This is a genomic window from Streptomyces radicis (assembly GCF_003626575.1).
Lineage (GTDB): Bacteria > Actinomycetota > Actinomycetes > Streptomycetales > Streptomycetaceae > Streptomyces > Streptomyces radicis.
This window is the reverse complement of the sequence record NZ_RBDY01000030.1, coordinates 52,308-70,750: the sequence shown is the minus strand read 5'-3', so window position 1 is coordinate 70,750 and position 18,443 is coordinate 52,308. Positions and strand designations below refer to the sequence as shown.

The 18,443-nt window shown below is 75.0% G+C and carries 16 protein-coding genes; 11 read left to right on the top strand and 5 right to left on the bottom strand.

The genetic code is table 11. The features are described from left to right. Positions 1-26: 26 nt before the first annotated feature. Complete coding sequence (locus tag D7318_RS26920) at positions 27-851, bottom strand: (2Fe-2S)-binding protein (protein WP_120699818.1); 825 nt, start codon at positions 849-851, stop codon at positions 27-29. Between the two features lie 171 nt (positions 852-1,022). Here D7318_RS26920 and D7318_RS26915 point away from each other — a divergent pair, with 171 nt between their 5' ends. Then, positions 1,023-1,766 (top strand): GntR family transcriptional regulator, encoded by a 744-nt coding sequence (locus D7318_RS26915; protein WP_120699817.1) that lies wholly within the window; start codon positions 1,023-1,025, stop codon positions 1,764-1,766. Positions 1,767-1,874: 108 nt separating this feature from the next. On the opposite strand, the gene D7318_RS26910 is transcribed toward D7318_RS26915, so the two are convergent. After that, positions 1,875-2,681 carry a hypothetical protein gene (locus tag D7318_RS26910; protein WP_408055537.1) on the bottom strand — a complete coding sequence of 269 codons (807 nt, stop codon included), beginning with the start codon at positions 2,679-2,681 and terminating at the stop codon, positions 1,875-1,877. Positions 2,682-2,869: 188 nt separating this feature from the next. On the opposite strand from D7318_RS26910, the gene D7318_RS26905 reads away from it, so the two are divergent. Further along, positions 2,870-3,892, top strand: a complete 1,023-nt coding sequence (locus tag D7318_RS26905; protein ID WP_183091510.1) for a DUF3533 domain-containing protein — start codon at positions 2,870-2,872, stop codon at positions 3,890-3,892. 38 nt (positions 3,893-3,930) lie between these two features. Here D7318_RS26905 and D7318_RS26900 read toward each other — a convergent pair whose 3' ends face one another. Then, entirely contained in the window at positions 3,931-5,538 is a 1,608-nt protein-coding gene (locus D7318_RS26900; RefSeq protein ID WP_120699816.1) for a PucR family transcriptional regulator, read from the bottom strand. Positions 5,539-5,698: 160 nt separating this feature from the next. Here D7318_RS26900 and D7318_RS26895 point away from each other — a divergent pair, with 160 nt between their 5' ends. The 4 genes from D7318_RS26895 to D7318_RS26880 are packed head-to-tail and all read left to right on the top strand — an operon-like array spanning position 5,699 to position 10,621. After that, positions 5,699-6,592 carry an FAD binding domain-containing protein gene (locus tag D7318_RS26895; protein ID WP_120699815.1) on the top strand — a complete coding sequence of 298 codons (894 nt, stop codon included), beginning with the start codon at positions 5,699-5,701 and terminating at the stop codon, positions 6,590-6,592. Next, on the top strand, positions 6,583-7,119 hold the full coding sequence (locus tag D7318_RS26890; RefSeq protein WP_120699836.1) for a (2Fe-2S)-binding protein: 537 nt from the start codon (positions 6,583-6,585) through the stop codon (positions 7,117-7,119). The genes D7318_RS26895 and D7318_RS26890 overlap by 10 nt, the downstream gene beginning before the upstream one ends. 4 nt (positions 7,120-7,123) lie before the next feature. Next, positions 7,124-9,502 carry a xanthine dehydrogenase subunit D gene (pucD, locus tag D7318_RS26885; RefSeq protein WP_120699814.1) on the top strand — a complete coding sequence of 793 codons (2,379 nt, stop codon included), beginning with the start codon at positions 7,124-7,126 and terminating at the stop codon, positions 9,500-9,502. 12 nt (positions 9,503-9,514) lie between these two features. Then, complete coding sequence (locus D7318_RS26880) at positions 9,515-10,621, top strand: XdhC family protein (RefSeq protein ID WP_120699813.1); 1,107 nt, start codon at positions 9,515-9,517, stop codon at positions 10,619-10,621. A gap of 27 nt (positions 10,622-10,648) precedes the next feature. Here D7318_RS26880 and D7318_RS26875 read toward each other — a convergent pair whose 3' ends face one another. Next, positions 10,649-11,113 carry a hypothetical protein gene (locus D7318_RS26875; RefSeq protein ID WP_329604599.1) on the bottom strand — a complete coding sequence of 155 codons (465 nt, stop codon included), beginning with the start codon at positions 11,111-11,113 and terminating at the stop codon, positions 10,649-10,651. Positions 11,114-11,621: 508 nt separating this feature from the next. Between D7318_RS26875 and D7318_RS26870 the strand changes: the two genes are divergently transcribed. The 5 genes from D7318_RS26870 to D7318_RS26850 all read left to right on the top strand — a co-directional run bounded on the left by D7318_RS26870 (position 11,622) and on the right by D7318_RS26850 (position 16,690). Continuing rightward, positions 11,622-11,978 carry a DUF5955 family protein gene (locus tag D7318_RS26870; RefSeq protein WP_230424126.1) on the top strand — a complete coding sequence of 119 codons (357 nt, stop codon included), beginning with the start codon at positions 11,622-11,624 and terminating at the stop codon, positions 11,976-11,978. Positions 11,979-12,113: 135 nt separating this feature from the next. After that, positions 12,114-12,983, top strand: a complete 870-nt coding sequence (uraD, locus tag D7318_RS26865; protein WP_329604605.1) for a 2-oxo-4-hydroxy-4-carboxy-5-ureidoimidazoline decarboxylase — start codon at positions 12,114-12,116, stop codon at positions 12,981-12,983. Positions 12,984-12,988: 5 nt separating this feature from the next. Continuing rightward, the gene (gene pucL, locus D7318_RS26860) at positions 12,989-13,909 is read left to right on the top strand and encodes a factor-independent urate hydroxylase (RefSeq protein WP_120699810.1); all 921 of its coding nucleotides are present in this window, start codon (positions 12,989-12,991) and stop codon (positions 13,907-13,909) included. Further along, on the top strand, positions 13,906-15,270 hold the full coding sequence (locus tag D7318_RS26855; RefSeq protein WP_120699809.1) for an 8-oxoguanine deaminase: 1,365 nt from the start codon (positions 13,906-13,908) through the stop codon (positions 15,268-15,270). The genes pucL and D7318_RS26855 overlap by 4 nt, the downstream gene beginning before the upstream one ends. 157 nt (positions 15,271-15,427) lie before the next feature. Next, positions 15,428-16,690, top strand: coding sequence for a sulfite oxidase (locus tag D7318_RS26850; protein ID WP_120699808.1), 1,263 nt, complete (start codon positions 15,428-15,430; stop codon positions 16,688-16,690). A gap of 21 nt (positions 16,691-16,711) precedes the next feature. On the opposite strand, the gene aceB is transcribed toward D7318_RS26850, so the two are convergent. Beyond that, the gene (gene aceB / locus D7318_RS26845) at positions 16,712-18,310 is read right to left on the bottom strand and encodes a malate synthase A (protein WP_120699807.1); all 1,599 of its coding nucleotides are present in this window, start codon (positions 18,308-18,310) and stop codon (positions 16,712-16,714) included. Between the last annotated feature and the right edge of the window lie 133 nt (positions 18,311-18,443).

Genomic DNA, 18,443 nt, shown 5'->3' with positions numbered 1-18,443 from the left:
TGTGCGTGTGCTCGGGTGATCTGTTATCAGCTTGCGGCCAGCCTGGTGATCCGCTCGCCATCACACGTGCGCGGGCACGTCACACACGTGTCCTCGGGGCGCAGCGTGTAGAACATGCAGCAGCTCGCCCGGTCCCGCGTCCGCAGCGCCTCGCCCTCAGGGCCTGTCAGCTCGCGGAACGAAGCGCCACGCGCGAACGGCGTGACCGCGCCGGGCAGCAGCTGACCGGCCTCCGCGACGGCGCGCTCCTCCTCGCCGAGCAGGCTCCCGACGTACCACAGCGCCTCGACCAGCTCGTCCGTCGCCGTGCCCCACAGCGCGCGCGGCCCGCGCCGCATCCGCGGCCCGAACGCTGCGAGCACGGGCCCCAGATGGTCCGCGGCGGCCCGGCGCACCGTGGCGCGCAGCGCCTCCTCGTCCGCGACGGGCCTGGCGCCGGGGTGGTCGACCGCCGGGTCGTCGGCCAGGCACGCGAACGCGCCTGGCCGCACCGTCATCCGGCGCTCGCCGCGGTGGAACGAGACGTCCCCGGGCGCGAGCAACGGCACGCGGCGCAGCAGGAAGTGGGGCGCGGTGAACAGGACGGCCACAGGCCACGCGTAGCGGTGCAGCGCGAAACCGGCCACGACGTCAGGGCGTGCGCGCTGACCGTAGTCGGCCGCGATACTCTCGTCGTCCCAGGCCAGCAGGGTGTCCAACGCCGCCCCGCCCGCCGCGAGTTCGTCCCCGCCGAGCCAGCCGTCCCCGCGCCGTGGAGCCTCCTCGCTGATCCGCAGCGAGGGCACCACCTCGGTGATCCGTGTGAACGCCGACGTGAGCGGGGTGGTGGGGGCGAGCACGGGCACGGTCATGGGTCACCGAACAATCTTGCTTCGGAGCGGCTTCGGGGCGGCTTCGGACAGGTAAGGCTTACCTTACCCGATCAAGGTTAGGGGTTTGCTGTGCCGCCAAGTCGGCCTAAGGTCTGGCCATAGGTGTCGGAACCATGCTGATTCGGGCGCTAGAGGAGACGGAGCGGACAGATGGAGTCCACCCGATCGGAATCGGCCATATCGGTGGCCGTGAGCGGGGTGAGCACTGCCTCGGCGGCGGACCGGCCGCCCCTCCCTCGCAGGCCCCGTTCGCTGCCGGAGCGCCACTCCGTCCGCGCCCAGGTCCTCGCGGCTCTGCGCGACGCCCTGGCCAGCGGCGAACTCGCCCCGGGGGAGACGTACTCGGCGCCCGCGCTCGCCGAGCGCTACGGCGTCTCGGCCACCCCGGTGCGCGAGGCGATGCAGCGGCTCGCGAGCGAGGGCGCGGTGGAGACCGTGCCCAACCGGGGCTTCCGCGTCGCGGGCCGCAGCCCCCGCGAGCTGGCCGAGCTCGCCGAGGTGCGGGTGGCCCTCGAGGTGCCCGCGGTGCTGCGCCTCGGCCGTACGCTGCCGCCCGAGCGGTGGGACGAGCTGCGGCCGCTCGCCGAGGCGACCGTCACCGCGGCCTCGGTCGGGGACCGGGCCGCCTACGCCGAGGCCGACCGCCTCTTCCACCGGGCGCTGCTCACGCTCACGGGGAACCGCCAACTGGTCAAGGTGGCCGAGGACTTGCAGCGCAAGGCCCAGTGCCCGGCCGAGCTGGCCCCGCTCCCCGGGGCGACCGAGCTGCTTGCCGACGCCCTCGAGCACGCCGCCCTGCTCGACGCCCTCCGCACGGGCGACCTGACGGCCGCCGAACACCTCGCCCGCGCACACCTCACGGGCCCCACCCCGAGAACCCCGGGCCACCCCTGAACGACGCGCTGCTCGCGCGCGTCGACGCGCGAACGGCCGCGGCCGCGCGTTGCCCGCGCGAGCCGCCGCTCCCGCCGGGGTCGTCGCGTCGGGGCCCCGCGGGGGCAGCTACGCCGTGCCCGTCAGTTCCGGGGCGAGCCAGCGGGGGATGCCGTCGAGCAGGCGGAACAGGCGTGCCGCCTCGGCCCGTAGCCGTGCGGCGTCGGGGTCGGGCGTGACCTCGGCCAGCGCGAGCAGCGCGGGCGCGATCCCGACCAGGAACCCCGCCTCCTCCCGCAGCCGCAGCGACTCCGCGAACCCCTCGCGCGCCTCCGCGACCTCGCCCGCCTCCCGCGCGACCGCCGCCAGGTGCCGCCACGTGGACGACGCGAGCAGCGTGTCCCCCTGGCTCAGCGCCAGGTTGTGCGCGCGCCTGAACCCCGCCTCCGCCGCCTGCCCCGTGCCGCTCACCAGCTCGGTCATCAGCCCCCGCCTGAAGTCGAGCAGCGCCCGCGACGGCGACTCGGGGGCCAGCAGCGCGGCGGCCCGCCCCAGCGCGGCCCGCGCCTCGTCGGCCCGGTCGCGCACCCGCAGCACGGTCGAGGCATAGGCGAGATAGCCGCGCTCGCACGCCGCGGCGCCCCGTTCCTCGTCGTTCAGCGACATCGCCTCGGCCGACCGCAGCGCGTCCTCCGCGTCGCCCCAGCCCTCGGACGTGTACATGCAGCGTTCGACGAGGAGTTCGGCCCGCAGCAGCGCGGCCGCCGGCTCCGTCGCCGCCGACGCCGCGAGCAGCGCCGCCGCGTCCTCCCAACACCCGCGCGACCGCAGCCGCCACACCGCCGTGTCCCTGGCCCTCGCCCGCTCCCGCGCCGGAGGCGGGGCGGCGGCACCCCCCGTGGTCGTGACCGGATGCGGCACGGCGGTCTCCGTCACATCGCCCTCCCCAGCGCTCCGTCGGGCCGTCGCCCGGCGAGCCGTTGATCGTCAAGTGGATGCATCTCAGCACGGAGAGCCACACCTGGCCAAGAGGGCTGAGTGAACGAGTTCACAAGTCGCCGCGCCTCAGCCGAACGGCCTCGTCCCGGGTGCGCCACGACCCTCGCGCGCCCCACGATGCGGACATGGAACGGGCAGGACCCCGGTCCGGGTTCCGGGGCGGGGTGGGGCCCGTCGGCCGGGCCGCGGCGCTTGTGGTCGGGGTGCTCCTGCTGCACCTCGGCTTCGTGCTGTCCTATGTCGGCGCCCTGCACGCCCCCGAGCCCGACCGGATCCCGCTCGCCGTCGTCGCCCCCGACGCCGTGCGCGCCGAGGTGGTGCGCCGCCTCGACGCGCTCCCCGGCGCGCCCCTCGACGTCGTCCACCGCGCCGCCGACGAGGCCGAGGCCCGTCGCGCGGTCGAACGCCGCGCCGTCGACGGCGCCCTGCTGGTCGACGGCACGGGCACGAGCGACACGCTGCTCGTCGCCTCGGGCGGTGGCAAGGCGCTCTCCGACGCGCTGACCTCCGTGGTCGCCCGGGCCGATGAGGCCGAGGGGCGTTCGGTCCGCACCGTCGACGTCGCGCCGACGGCGGACGGCGACCCCAGGGGCCTCTCGTCGTTCTATCTGATCGTGGGCTGGTGCGTGGGCGGTTACCTGTGCGCGATGGCGCTCGCCCTGGCGCTCGGCCCCCGCCCCGTGGGAACGCGCCACGCGCTGCTGCGCCTGCTGGTCCTCGCGGGGTACGCGGTGGTCGGCGGCATCGGCGGCGCCGTCATCGTCGGGCCGGTCCTCGGCGCGCTGCCGGGCCCCGTCGTGGCGCTCGGCGCGCTGGGGGCGCTCGTGGTGTTCGCGACGGGCGCGCTGACGTTCGCGCTCCAGGGCCTCCTCGGGCTCGCGGGCATCGGCGTCGCGCTCCTGCTCGTGGTCGTGCTGGGCAACCCCAGCGCGGGCGGGGCGTTCCCCTCTCCGCTGCTGCCCACGTTCTGGCAGGCCATCGGCCCGGCGCTGATCCCGGGCGCGGGCGTGTGGACCGCGCGCTCCATCGCCTACTTCGACGGCCGCTCCACCGCGACCCCCGTGCTGGTGCTGGCGATCTGGGCGGTGGCGGGCGCCGCGCTCACCCTGCTGCTCGCCCGCGTCCGCGCCCCGCGCACCGGCCGCTGAACGCTTCAGCTGAACGTTTCAGCGCTCCGCTGAACGCTTCAGCGCTCCGGGCCCGCGAGCCGCAGCGCCAGGAAGAAGTCCACCTTGTCCTCGAGGCGCGCCAGGTCGCGCCCGGTCAGCTGCTCGATGCGGCCGATGCGGTACCGCAGCGTGTTGACGTGCAGGTGCAGCCGCGCCGCGCACCGCGTCCACGACCCGTCCGCCGCGAGGAACGCCTCCAACGTCGCCATCAGCCCCGCCCTGTGCCGCCGGTCGTAGGCGCGCAACGGCTCGAGCAGCCGCGCCGTGAACGCCCCCCGCACCTCGTCGGGAACGAACGGCAGCAGCAGCACGTGCGACGCCAGCTCCTCGTGCCCCGCGCCCGACACCCGCCCCTGGCGCGCCGCCGCCACCCGCCGCCCGTGCCGCGCCTCCTCCCACGCGCCCCGCAGCCCCTCCGCCGAGGGAACGGCCGCGCTCACCCCGAGCGTCAGCCGCCCGCCGGGACCCAGACCGCCTTCGAGCACGCGCCGCGCCGGGCCGAGCACCGCCTCCGCGGACAGCGGCTCCTCCCCGTCGGCCGCCGAAAGCGGCACGAGCGCCACCGCCTCGTCCCCGCCCTGACCCACCGCCACCTCGGCGAACGGCGCGAGCAGCTCCTCGAGCAGGTCGCCCGCCGCCTCGTCCACGCCCTCCACGCGCGCCGCCACCACCTGCCAGCGCGGGGCGTGCGCCGCCACCTCGCTCAGCGCCGGCGCGAGCACCCGCAGGCGCGCCGCCACCTCGGCCGGTGGCGCCCCCGCGCCCAGCAGGTCGAGCACCTCGCGCGCGAGGCGCCGCGGCACGGAGCGCGCCGCGTCGGCCCGATCGCGCTCCGCGGCGATCAACCGCGCGACGCCGTCCAGCAGATCGAGCCGCCGCTCGGACCAGTCCCGCGCGTCCGCCCGCACCACAAGCAGCCAGTCCGAGAGCGGCCCTCGCGCCCCCACGCCGACCCCGCCCGCGCCGTTGACCCGGAAGACCGAGTACACCGTCCCCGCCACGCGCCCCGTCCAGGGCCCAGGGCGTCCGGCGCGCGTCGCGGCCAGCCGCCCGACGGCCAGCTCGGCGCCCGCCCCGCCGGGCAGCGCCGCGCGCCCCGAGGCCGCGATGGGCCGCCCGGTCGCGGAGATCAGCCACGCCGTCAGGTCCAGGTCGGAGGCCAGCAGGTCGAGCACCGCGCGTGGCCCCCCGCCCCCGGCCGACATCAGCCGCCGGTGCCGCTCCACGACCGCCGCCAGGTCCCCGGCCCGCTCGCTCGACACGCGCCGCACCACGTGCTCGGTGATCTCGGCGAAGCCGACCTCCTCGGCCACCGCGAACAGCGGCAGCCGGTGCCGCGCGCACGCGGCCGTCAGGTCGTCGGGCACCGAGCCGAACTCCGCCTCGCCCGCCGCGAGGCCCGCGACCCCCGCCTCCACCAGGATCCGCACGAACGGCTCCGAGTCGCGCGGGCCCCGCCACCACGCCAGACCGGTCAGCACCAGCTCACCGCCGCGCAGATAGCGGCTCGGATCGCGCAGGTCGGTCGTCATCACGCCGCGCACCCGCCGGTCGAGCCCCGCGCCTTCGCCGCCGAGGAGGCGCAGGCCCAGGGACTCCGTCTCCAGCAGTGTGCGCAGTCGCATACCGTCCGCCGATGTCGCTGGTGTCCTTCCCTCGTACGAATCTACAAGAATGGGGGTCACGGCGGGATGGCGCTTCGGCCGTTCCGTGACTGCCCCGCGCGGCGTTCCCCGGCTGTACTTGGGGGACCGCCGCGCACCCTTCGAGGCAGGAGTGCCCCTGATGGACTTCCTCCGCCCGGCCGACTGGCGCGAGGCGCTCGCCGCCAAGGCGGCGCACCCCGACGCCGTTCCCCTGGCCGGTGGCACCGACCTCATGGTCGAGCTGAACTTCGACCTCCGCCGCCCCGCCCGCCTCCTCGACCTCAGCCGCGTCGGCGAGCTCGCCGACGTGGACACCGCCGGCGAAGGGGACACCGTGGTCCTCGGCGCCCGCGTCCCCTACCGGGACATCGTCGAACGGCTCCGCTCCCCGCTGCCCGCCCTCGCCCTGGCCGCGCACACCGTCGGCTCACCGCAGATCCGCGCCCGCGGCAGCGTCGGCGGGAACCTCGGCACCGCGTCCCCCGCGGGCGACGCCCACCCCGCGCTGCTCGCCGCGGGCGCGCGCGTCGAGGCCGCGTCCGTCAGGGGCAGCCGCCTGATCCCGATCGACGACTTCTTCACGGGGCCCAAGCGCAACGTCCTCGCCGACGACGAGCTGATCCGCGCGGTCCACGTGGACGCGGCGCGCGGCCCCCAGCAGTTCGCCAAGGTCGGCACGCGCAACGCCATGGTGATCGCCGTCTGCGCGTTCTCCCTCGCCCTGCACCCGCACACCCGCACCGTGCGGACGGGCATCGGCTCCGCGGCGCCCACCCCCGTACGGGCGCGCGCCGCCGAGGAGTTCCTCGACGGCGTGCTCGACGAGGGCGGCCACTGGGACCACGGAAGGCCCGTCCCGCCGTCGGCCGCCGCCCGTTTCGCCCAGCTCGCCGCGTCCGCGTGCGCCCCCATCGACGACGTGCGCGGCAGCGCCGACTACCGCCGCCACGCCGTCGCCGTTCTTGCCCGCCGCACCCTGCACTGGACCTGGTCCGCCTACCCGGCACCCCAAGGAGCCGCCTCGTGCGCCTGAACCTCACCGTCAACGGCCATCCGCGCACCGCCGACGACATCTGGCCGGGCGAGAGCCTCCTCTACGTGCTGCGCGAGCGGCTCGGCCTGCCGGGCAGCAAGAACGCCTGCGAGCAGGGCGAGTGCGGCTCCTGCACCGTCCGCCTCGACGGCGACCTCGTGTGCTCGTGCCTCGTCGCCGCGGGCCAGGCCGAGGGCGCCGAGGTCACCACCGTCGAGGGGCTCGCCCCCGAGGGGGAGGACGGCGCGCCGCGCCTGTCCGCGCTCCAGCGCGCGTTCCTCGACGCGGGCGCCGTGCAGTGCGGCTTCTGCACCCCGGGGCTGCTGATGGCCGCGGACGAGCTGCTGGCCCGCGAGCCCAGGCCCGCCGACGCCGACATCCGCGAGGCCCTCTCGGGGAACCTCTGCCGCTGCACCGGCTACGAGAAGATCATCGACGCGGTCCGGCTGGCCTCGGCCCGCACCGCGGACGGCGCCGCCGTCGGCCAGGGCGTGACGCCCGACGCCCCTGCCCCCGAAGGGCGTTGACGCCATGCCCGTGATCCCGTCCCCCGCCCGCGTCACCCAGCAGTCCCACACCGGCGGCGTCGGCACCTCGGCGCCACGCCCCGACGGCACGCTCAAGGTGACGGGCGAGTTCGCCTACTCGTCCGACCTGTGGCACGAGGACATGCTCTGGGGCCACACCCTCCGCAGCCCCCACGCCCACGCCCGGATCACCGGCGTCGACGTCGCAGAGGCGCTCGCCCTCCCCGGCGTGCACGCCGTCCTCACCCATGACGACCTGCCGGCCGCCACCCACTACGGCCTGGAGATCGAGGACCAGCCCGTGCTGGCCCGCGACGTCGTGCGCTACCAGGGCGAGCCCGTCGCCCTCGTCGCCGCCGACCACCCCGAGACCGCCCGCCGCGCCGCCGCGCGCATCCGCGTGGACTACGAGGAGCTGCCCGTCGTCCACGACGAGGCGTCCGCCACGGCGCCGGGGGCGCCCGTGCTGCACCCCGGCCGCACCGACCGCCACGCCGCACACGTCGCCCACCCCAACATCGTCCACCGCCAGCCCGTCCTGCGCGGCGACGCCGACGCCGCGGCCGCCACCGCCGACATCGTCGTGGTCACGGGCACCTACGATGTCGGCATGCAGGACCAGGCGTTCCTCGGCCCGGAGTCAGGGCTCGCCGTCCCCGACGACGACGGGGGAGTCGACCTCTACATCGCCACCCAGTGGCTCCACGTCGACCAGCGGCAGCTCGCGCCCGTCCTCGGCCTGCCGCCGGAGAAGGTCCGGCTGACCCTCGCGGGCGTCGGCGGCGCGTTCGGGGCCCGCGAGGACCTGTCGATGCAGGCCCACGCGTGCCTGCTGGCCCTCCGCACGGGGCGCCCCGTCAAGATCGTCTACAACCGGCACGAGTCGTTCTTCGGCCATGTCCACCGCCACCCCGCGACCCTGACCTACGAGCACGGCGCCACCCGCGACGGGCGGCTCGTCTTCGTCAGGGCCCGCATCGTGCTCGACGGCGGCGCCTACGCCTCCTCGTCGCCCGCCGTCGTCGGCAACGCCGCGTCGCTCGGCGTCGGCCCCTACGAGGTCCCGCACGTGGACGTCGAGGCGCTCGCCCTCTACACCAACAACCCACCCTGCGGCGCCATGCGCGGCTTCGGCGCCGTCCAGGCGTGCTTCGCGTACGAGTCGCAGATGGACAAGCTCGCCGACGCCCTCGGCCTCGACCCCGTCGAGCTGCGGCGGCGCAACGCCGTCAGCCAGGGCTCCACCATGCCGACCGGCCAGGTCATCGACGCACCCGCGCCCGTGGCCGAGCTGCTGCGCCTCGTCCGCGAGCGGCCGCTGCCGCCCGAGCGCGCCTGGGAGACCACCGACCCCGCCACCGGCGCGCGCACCGTCGACGTGCGCGCCCTGCCGGGCGGCCTGTCCAACGCGGGCCACGGCGAGGGCGTGGTCCGCGGCGTCGGATACGCCGTCGGCATCAAGAACGTCGGCTTCTCCGAGGGCTTCGACGACTACTCCACCGCCCGCGTCCGCGTCGAGGCCGTCGGCGGCGAGCCCGTGGCCACCGTCCACACGGCCATGGCGGAGGTCGGCCAGGGCGGCGTCACCGTGCACGCCCAGATCGCCCGCACCGAGCTCGGCGTCACCCGGGTCACGATCCTCCCGGCCGACACCAGCGTCGGCTCCGCCGGATCCACCTCCGCTTCCCGGCAGACCTATATGACGGGCGGCGCCGTCAAGCACACCTGCGAGGCGGTGCGCGCCGAGGTGCTGCGCCTGGGCGCCGAACGGTTCGGCTGGGGCGAACGCCACACGCTGCGGCTCGCGGACGGCAAGGTCGTCACCGCGGAGGGCGAGGTCATGGCCGCGCTCGTCGACGTGCTCGGCGGCGAGGCGGTCGACCTGGAGCTGGAGTTCAGGCACCGGCCCACCCAGCCGTTCGACCTCACGACGGGCCAGGGCTTCGGGCATGTGCAGTACGCGTTCTGCGCGCACCGCGCCGTCGTCGAGGTGGACACCGAGCTCGGCCTGGTCAAGGTCGTCGAGCTGGCCGCCGCCCAGGACGTGGGCAGGGCCGTCAACCCCGCCGCCGTCGTCGGCCAGATCCACGGCGGTGCCACCCAGGGCCTCGGCCTCGCGGTGCTCGAGGAGATCCAGGTCGGCCCCGACGGGCGCATCCGCAACCCCTCGTTCACCGACTACCTCATCCCCACCATCCTCGACACCCCCGCGATGCCCGTCGACGTCCTCGAGCTCGCCGACGAACACGCCCCCTACGGCCTGCGCGGCGTCGGCGAGGCGCCCACCCTCACCGCCACCCCCGCCGTCGTCGCCGCCATCAGGCGGGCCACGGGCCGCGCCCTGCACCGCGTGCCCGTGCGGCCCGAGCACCTCGTCGGCTGAGGGGAGGCGACCGTGTTCGACATCGCCACCGACCTGCGCGCCTGGTGCCACGACGGGCGCCCGTTCGCCGTGGCCACCGTGACCGCCGTGCACGGCAGCGCCCCCAGGGCCCCGGGCGCCGCGCTCGCCGTCGACGCCGAGGGCACCGCGCTCGGCAGCGTCTCGGGCGGCTGCGTGGAGGCCGCCGTCTACGAGCTGTGCCGCGAGGCGCTCGACACCGGCGTCCCGCGCACCGGCAACTTCGGGTACGACGACGCCGAGGCGTTCGCCGCCGGGCTCACCTGCGGCGGCTCCCTCGACGTCCTGGTCACCCCCGTCCCCGCGGACGCGCCGACGCGCCCCGTGCTCGCCGCCGCGCTCGACGCCGCCGCCGAGCGCGCCGACGCCGCGCTCGTCCGCGTCGCCGGGGGCCCGGAGGGGCCCGTCGGCGCGCTGCTCGTCACGCCGGGCGGCGACGCCCTCGGCACGCTCGGCGGCGGCGAGGCGCTGGACCGCGCGGCGGTCGCCGAGGCCACCAGGGCGCTGGCCGCCGGGCGGACCGGCACCGCGCCGCTCGCCGTCGCGGACGCCGCGCCCCTCACGCTGTTCGTCGAGGTCAGCGTCCCGCCGCCGCGGCTGCTGATCTTCGGCGCGGTGGACTTCGCCGCCGCCCTGGCCACCGCGGGCGCGTTCCTCGGCCACCGCGTCACCGTGTGCGACGCGCGCCCCGTGTTCACCACCCCCGCCCGCTTTCCCGCCGCCCACGAGGTCGTCGTGGACTGGCCGCACCGCTACCTCGACGCCCAGCGCCCCGACCCGCGCACCGCCGTGTGCGTGCTCACGCACGAGGAGCGGTTCGACGTGCCGGTGCTCACCAGGGCCCTGCGGCTCCCGCTCGCCTATGTGGGCGCGATGGGCTCGCGCCGCACCCACGAGGACCGGCTGCGGCGGCTGCGCGACGCGGGCAGCACCGAGGCCGAACTCGCCAGGCTGCGCTCCCCGATCGGCCTCGACCTCGGCGCCCGCACGCCCCAGGAGACGGCCCTGTCGATCGCCGCGGAGATCGTCGCCGTCACCCATGGCGGCTCGGGCGCGCCCCTGACCGACACGACCCGCCCGATCCACCAGCACACGCCTTAGCGTCACCAGCTGAGAAGGCCGCGCCCCCTACGCGTCGGCGTCGCTCGCCCCGCGCCGCAGCAGCGCCTCGGCCGGCTCGTTCACCGGCTGGGGCCGCCCCGTCAGGTCGAGCACGAACAACGGCAGCCCGAGATCGTCCGCCTGGTGCCGCGAGCCCCGGTCGAACCCCGCGAGCGCGAACGCGATCGCCGACGCCGACTCGAGCGTGGCGTGCAGCCACAGCGTCTCGATCTCCCGCGACCGCGCGGGCAGCGTCGTCGCGTTGACGAGGCCGAGCACCGTGGGGCCCCGCAGGTCGATCCCGGTCGCCGGGCGCGGCACCAGGCCGCGCACCCCGATGAAGCCGAGCCACCGCAGGAACTGCGCGGCGCACGCCACCGCGTCGTACGACGTCCTGATCGTCAGCGGCCGGAACGGCGGGCGCTCCACCCGTTCCACCCGCTCCGGCTCCCCCGCCGACTCGGCCGCCCTCGCCGTCAGTCGCACCGTCACGCCGCACGCGCAGTCGAACTCCGGCTGTGGCCACTGCCCGTGGTGCCCGCACGAGGGACACCTCACCTCGGTCCACGCCGTCGCCCACGAGCGGTAACGCACCGATACGGGTGAACTCTCGTGCGGCAGGGGGACGGTGAGAGGGGCCCCGCACGCGCATGGATAACGCTGCTGAACGTAGGTGTGCTCTCGTCGACAGCCAGGGCACCGGACGAGCACGCTTTTCGCCATCTGCCGCTCCAGGGACGGAACTTCTCGACGGGATTCTCACAGTCTTCCCCACGCGTGGGGAAGCCCGCACGGCTACGATGGGGGCTCTTGGTCCCGTCGTCCTCACCCGTCCTGTTCACCGGAACGTGACACGTGATCTCGCCCTCTGTGTGGCGTGATGCGCGGACAGTGATATTTACTTTCCTTGTTCGGTCCGCCGACCGGACGACCCGCCCCATCCGGCGGGCCACGCGCGGCGGACACGGCCGGCGTCAACGAGACGGCAGGGGAGGGCCGAGTGGCAGCAGGAGAAGCCGAGACCGCCCACATCGTGCGGAGCGTCCCGTCCATCGGGTCGGATCCGCGTCTGCTGGCCCTGCGAACGGCGTTGGACCGGCTGCGCGGGGACCTGCGTGGCTGTCCCGCGTGGCTCGCGGACCGGGAGATCGCCGAGCGTGAGCTCGCGGCGCTCGACGCCACACTGGCCGACGGCGTGCCCGAGACGGGCGCGCTCGGCGAGTCGCTGCTGCTGATCGCCGCGGCGATCGGTTCGGTGAGCGCCCTGGCGCCAGGGGTTCACCAGTTGCGCAAGGCGGTCGAGCTCTTCGGCGTGCCGCACCACCGGCTTCGGAGCGGCTGGCCCGGCAGCCGCTGACGGGGCACCTGCCCCGACCCGACGCGCTCGGCGTCGGCCGCTCCACGGCCCGAGCCTCCCTCCACCGGTCAACAAGCTGTTGACGATCAAGCGCCGCACGGCTTAGCTGTTGACCATGGAGCAGAGTCGTTGACCGTGGAACAGAGGCCGCCGCCGAGTCCGATGCCCGGCCTGTCCTGGCTCAACGGCGCCGACGAGCGCGCGGTGCGGCAGGCCCTGCGCCGGGTCTGCGCTTCGAGCGCCTGGGGCGGGCGCGTTCTCGCCGAGCGCCCCTTCGCACACCACGAGGCGCTTCTCGTCGCCAACGACACCGCGACGGCCGCCCTGACGGACGAGGGCCTCGCCGAGGCGATCGGCGGCCACCCGCCCATCGGCCGCCCCGAGGACGGCGACGCCGCCTCCGCGCGCGAGCAGGCGGGCATGGCGGGCGCCCCCGCCGACCTCAAGGCCGAGATGCTCGCCCTCAACCTCGCCTATCAGGACCGCTTCGGCCATGTCTTCCTGATCTGCGCCACCGGGCTGAGCGCCGAGCAGCTGCGCGACGCGCTGCGCCTGCGCCTGGGCAACTCCCCCGACGCCGAGCGGGAGATCGTCCGCGCCGAGCTCGGCAAGATCAACCGCATCCGGCTGACCCGGCTGACCGAGTCGGCCGCCACCGTCTCCACCCATGTGCTCGACACCGCGCGCGGCCGCCCCGCCACGGGCGTCCCCGTCACCCTGTCGGCCGCCGCCGCGCCCGCCGGGCCCTGGGTCGCGCACGCGGCCTCGCTCACCGACGAGGACGGCCGCTGCGCCCAGCTCCCCGCGCTGCCTGGCGACACCGCGCTGGCCAGGCTGACGTTCGCCGTCGAGCCCTATCTCGCGGGCCCCGCCGGGCCCGACGACGGGGCGGGCGCGGCGTTCTTCCCCGAGGCCACGGTCGTCTTCTCGGTCGTCCCCGGCGAGCACTACCATGTGCCGCTGCTGCTCAGCCCGTTCGGGTACTCCGTCTACCGAGGGAGCTGACCGCCGTGACCCTGCTCGGACCCAACCAGTACGGCAAGGCGGAGACCCGCCTGGTCCGGGTCGCCCGCGACGGCGCGGTGCACCACATCGAGGACCTGACCGTCTCGGTCGCCCTCTCGGGCGAGATGGCCGAGGTGCACCTCTCGGGCTCCAACGCGGCCGTGCTGCCCACCGACACGATGAAGAACACCGTGTACGCGTTCGCCCGCGAGCACGGCGTCGGCGCGCCCGAGGCGTTCGGCGCCCGGCTCGCGCGCCACTTCGTCACGTCGCAGCCGACCATCCACCGGGCCCGCGTCCGCCTCGCCGTCCACGCGTGGGACCGCATCGCGACGCCGGGCGACGACGCGCACTCGTTCGTCCGCGCGGGCCGCGAGACGCGCACCGCCCAGGTCACGTTCGAACGGGTGGCGGGCGACAGCTGGGAGATCCTGTCAGGGCTCACGGGCCTGACGGTGCTCAACTCCACGGGCTCGGAGTTCCGCGGATACCTCGAGGACGGCTGGACGACGCTGCCCGAGACCGACGACCGCATCCTGGCCACCGACGTCACCGCCGTGTGGCGCCACGAGGACGGCGAGCCCGCGGACGAGGTGGGGGAGTGGGACGCCTCCTACCTGGCGGCGCGCACCCACCTGCTCGAGGCGTTCGCCGGGACGTACTCGCGCTCCCTCCAGCAGACGCTCTACGCGATGGGCTCCCGCGTCGTCGACCAGCTGCCCGGCGTCGAGGAGATACGGCTCTCGCTGCCGAACAAGCACCACTTCCTGGTGGACCTGGCCCCGTTCGGGCTCGCGAACGAGCCGGGTGACGGCGCCGTCTACCAGGCCGCCGACCGGCCCTACGGCCTCATCGAGGCCACCGTGCTGCGCGACGGCTCCGACGCCCGCATCCCCGCCGACCTGACCGGCGGTGGCCTGCGGTGACCGAGGTGTCTCGCCTTTTGATCGAGAACTGCGCCATCGCGACCGTCGACAGTGGTGGAACGGAACATGCCTCGGGCCACCTGGTGATCGCGGGCGACCGCATCGAGTCGGTCGGCGCCGGGCCCGCGCCCGCGGGCCTCGAGAACGTCACCCGCCGCGTCGACGCCTCGGGCCAGCTGGCCACCCCTGGCCTGGTCAACACGCACCATCACTTCTACCAGTGGCTCACCAGGGGCCTCGCGCAGAACGCCAACCTCTTCGACTGGCTCACCACCCTCTATCCCGTGTGGGCCCGCATCGACGAGCCCATGGTCCACGCGGCGGCCCGCGCCTCGCTCGCGATGATGGCGCGCGGCGGCGTCACCACGGCGATGGACCACCACTACGTCTTCCCGCGCGGCGCGGGCGACCTGCTGGGCGCGGAGATCCGCGCCGCGCGTGAGCTGGGCGTGCGCTTCACGGCCACCAGGGGCTCGATGGACCTGGGCGCATCGGACGGCGGCCTGCCGCCCGACTCGGCGGTGGAGAGCACCGAGGACGCGCTGCGCGCCACGGAGCGCGCGGTGCTCGACCACCACGACCCGTCGTTCGGCTCGATGCTCCATGTCGCGGTCGCGCCCTGCTCGCCGTTCTCGGTCACCACCGAGCTGATGCGCGAGGCGGCCACGCTGGCCCGGCGCCTTGGCGTGCGGCTGCACACCCACGGCTCCGAGACGGTCGAGGAGGAGCGTTTCTGCCATGAGCGCTTCGGCATGGGCCCCACCGCCTACTTCGAGTCCACGGGGTGGCTGGGCGACGACGTGTGGATGGCGCACTGCGTGCACATGACCGACGACGACGTCGCGGCCTTCGCCCGCACGGGCACCGGGGTGGCGCACTGCCCGTCGTCCAACGCCCGCCTGGCCGCCGGGATCGCGCGCGTCCCCGACCTGCTCGCGGCCGGCGTCCCCGTGGGCCTCGGCGTGGACGGCACGGCGTCGAACGAGTCGGGCGAGCTGCACACCGAGCTGCGCAACGCCCTGCTGGTCAGCCGCCTGGGCCCGCACCGCGAGAACGCCCTGGACGCCCGCGCGTCCCTGCGCCTGGCCACCAGGGGCGGCGCGCGGGTGCTCGGCCGCGAGGCGGAGATCGGCTCCCTCGAGCCGGGCAAGCTCGCGGATGTGGTCCTGTGGGACCTCACGGGTCTTGGCCACTCGACGATCGCCGACCCCGTGGCGGCCCTGGTCCTCGGCCCCCCGGCTCCCGTGACGCTCTCCCTGGTGGGCGGCGTCCCGATCGTGGAGGCGGGCCATCTGACGACGGCGGACGAGCGGACGGTGGCGCGCGAGGCCCGCGTCCAGTCCCAGCGCCTGGCCAGGTAGCACCCGTCAACTCCGCAGGGACCGCGCGCCACGACGCGCGTCGGTTCCATGGCGGGGCGGCCGTCGCGCGGCTGGCCCCGGGGGTTGGGCGGAATGTTCATGACCTCGCAATGTGCGGCAATGGAGTCGCCGCGCGCCGCCGAGCAAGATCGGGCGCATGACGACCGATGAGAGGGCATACGACCGCGCGCGTCGTGGCCAGTGGCTGTCCGGCACCGCGCGCGCCGAGGGCATCGACCGCCGTGACCTGCTGAAACTGCTCGCCGCCGCCGGAGCGTTGACCGCCGCGGGCAGCGGCGCCGCCCACGCCGCCGGTGTCGCCGCCGACGAGCCCGACCCCGCGCCCGGCATCGTCAAGCCGCTGCCCGCCGAGCGGTTCACCGTGCGCGGCACCAACGCCGAGACCCGGTGGTCCGCCCTGCGCGACACCGGCTACCACACCGCCGCCGAGCTGTTCTTCGTGCGCAACCACACCGCCACGCCCACCCTCGACGCCGACGACTGGCGGCTGACGCTGTGGGGCGACGGGCTGCGCGGCGACACGGAGTTCGGCCTCGACGACCTGCGCGCGCTGCCCGCCACCGAGCGGTCCGCGTTCGTCGAGTGCGCGGGGAACGGCCGCAGCCACTACACGTCCCAGCAGGGCGAGACCGTCTCGGGCACCGCGTGGACGCTCGGCGCCATCGGCGTCGCGCGCTGGCGCGGCGTCCGGCTGTCCGAGGTGCTGCGCCGCGCCGGGCTGCGCCGGGACGCCGTGGACGTGATGCCGCGCGGCCTGGACGCCGACTTCGTCTCGGGCGGCGTCAACCTCGGCCGGATCCGCCGCCCGCTGCCACTGGCCAAGGCGCTCGACGACGTGCTGCTCGCGTACGAGATGAACGGCGAGCCGCTGCCGCCCGACCACGGCCACCCGGTGCGCGTGCTGGTGCCGTCCTGGGTGGGCATCGCCTCGATCAAGTGGGTCGGCGACATCGAGGTGTCGCGCCGGCCGCTCTACTCGCCGTGGAACACCGACCTGTACCGCCTCTTCGGCCCCTCCTTCCCGCCGGATGGCAGCGAGCCGCTGACCCGGCAGACGGTGAAGAGCGCGTTCGAGCTCGACGCGGGCGCGTCGTTCGCCGCCCACCGCACCCACCGGCTGACGGGCCGCTCGTGGTCGGGCGGGGGCAGCGTGCGGCACGTCGAGATCAGCACGGACGGCGGCGCCGGGTGGCGGCGCGTGCGGCTGCACGACACGCCGCGCGAGGGCGGCTGGGTGCGCTGGTCGGCCGAGTGGACCCCGACCGAGCCTGGCCCGGCCGAGCTGCTCGCCCGCGCCACCGACAGCGCGGGCACCACCCAGCCGGAGCGCTCCGTCTTCAACGAGCAGGGCTACCTCTTCGGCGCCGTGGTCCGCCACCCGGTCACGGTCACCGCGTGAGGCTCCTCGCGTGAGGGGCCCTCAGGGCAGCAGGTCGTAGGCGGGCAGGGTGAGGAAGTCCACATAGCCCTCCTCGAGGGACAGGCGCAGCAGCAGGTCGAACGCCCGCTGCCAGTCGCCCGAGACGAAGGCGTCCTCACCCACCTCGTCGCGGATCGCCACCAGCTGGTCGGCGGCGACGCGGCGCACGAAGTCGCGCGTGACGCGCTCCCCGGTGTCGGCGAGCACCACCTCGGCGTTGATCCACTGCCAGATCTGCGAGCGCGAGATCTCGGCGGTGGCGACGTCCTCCATGAGGTTGAACACCGCGACCGCGCCCCGCCCCGCCAGCCACGACTGGAGGTAGCGGGTGCCCACCTGGATGGCGTTGCGCAGGCCCTCGCACGTCGGGCGCGCGCCCGTGGTGTCCACCGCGAGCAGCTCGTCGGCGGTCACGTGGACGTCCTCGCGCAGCCGGTCCTTCTGGTGCGGGCGCTCGCCGAGCACCGCGTCGAACGACTCGCGCGCCACCGGCACAAGCCCCGGGTGTGCCACCCACGAGCCGTCGAACCCGTCGCCCGCCTCGCGGTCCTTGTCGGACTTGACCTTCTGAAAGGCGAGGGTGTTGACCTTGGCGTCGCGGGACGGGATGAACGCCGCCATCCCGCCGATCGCGTGCGCGCCCCGCTTGTGGCACGTGCGGACCAGCAGCTCGGTGTAGGCGCGCATGAACGGGGCGGTCATCGTCACGGAGTTGCGGTCGGGCAGCACGAACTTCTCGCCGCCGTCGCGGAAGTTCTTCACGATGGAGAACAGGTAGTCCCAGCGGCCCGCGTTGAGCCCCGAGGCGTGCTCGCGCAGCTCGTGGAGGATCTCCTCCATCTCGAACGCCGCCGTGATCGTCTCGATGAGCACCGTCGCCCTGACCGTGCCCTGGGGAACGCCGAGCGCGCCCTGCGCGAAGACGAACACGTCGTTCCACAGGCGCGCCTCGTGGTGCGACTCCAGCTTGGCCAGATAGAAGTACGGGCCCTTGCCGATCTCGCGCAGCCGCCTGGCGTTGTGGAAGAAGTACAGGCCGAAGTCCACGAGCGCGCCCGGCACCGCACGCCCGCCGATCTTGAGGTGGCGCTCGTCCAGGTGCCAGCCGCGCGGGCGCATCACGGCGGTGGCCAGCTCGGCGTCGGGGCGCAGCGCGTAGTGCTTGCCGCGCTCGTCGGTGAAGTCGATGCGTCGGCGGAACGCGTCGGCGAGGTTGAGCTGGCCGCCGATCACGTTCTCCCACGTGGGGGACGAGGCGTCCTCGAAGTCGGCGAGCCAGACGCGGGCACCCGAGTTGAGGGCGTTGACGGTCATCTTGCGGTCGGTCGGGCCCGTGATCTCCACGCGCCGGTCCTGGAGCGCGGGCGGCGCGGGGGCGACCCGCCACTCGCCCTCCCTGATGTGCGCGGTGTCGGGCAGGAAGTCGAGCCTGCCGGTCTCGGCGATCTCGCGCCGCCGCCTGGCCCGCGCCAGCAGCAGCTCGTCGCGGCGCGGGGTGAACCGCTCGTGCAGCTCGGCAAGGAAGCCGAGCGCCTCTTCGGTCAGCACCTCCTCCTGCCGGGGCAGGATCTTCGGTGCTTCGACGCTGACGGCGGACATGAACGGTCACTCCTTCGGCCGGACGGACGGCGGGACTTCACGAACTGCGGAACGTGCTGCGACGCTGGAAGTGGATATTAGTTTCCTCATCATGGAAGATCAACGAGGATGGAGGGGGGATCCGCGAACGCCG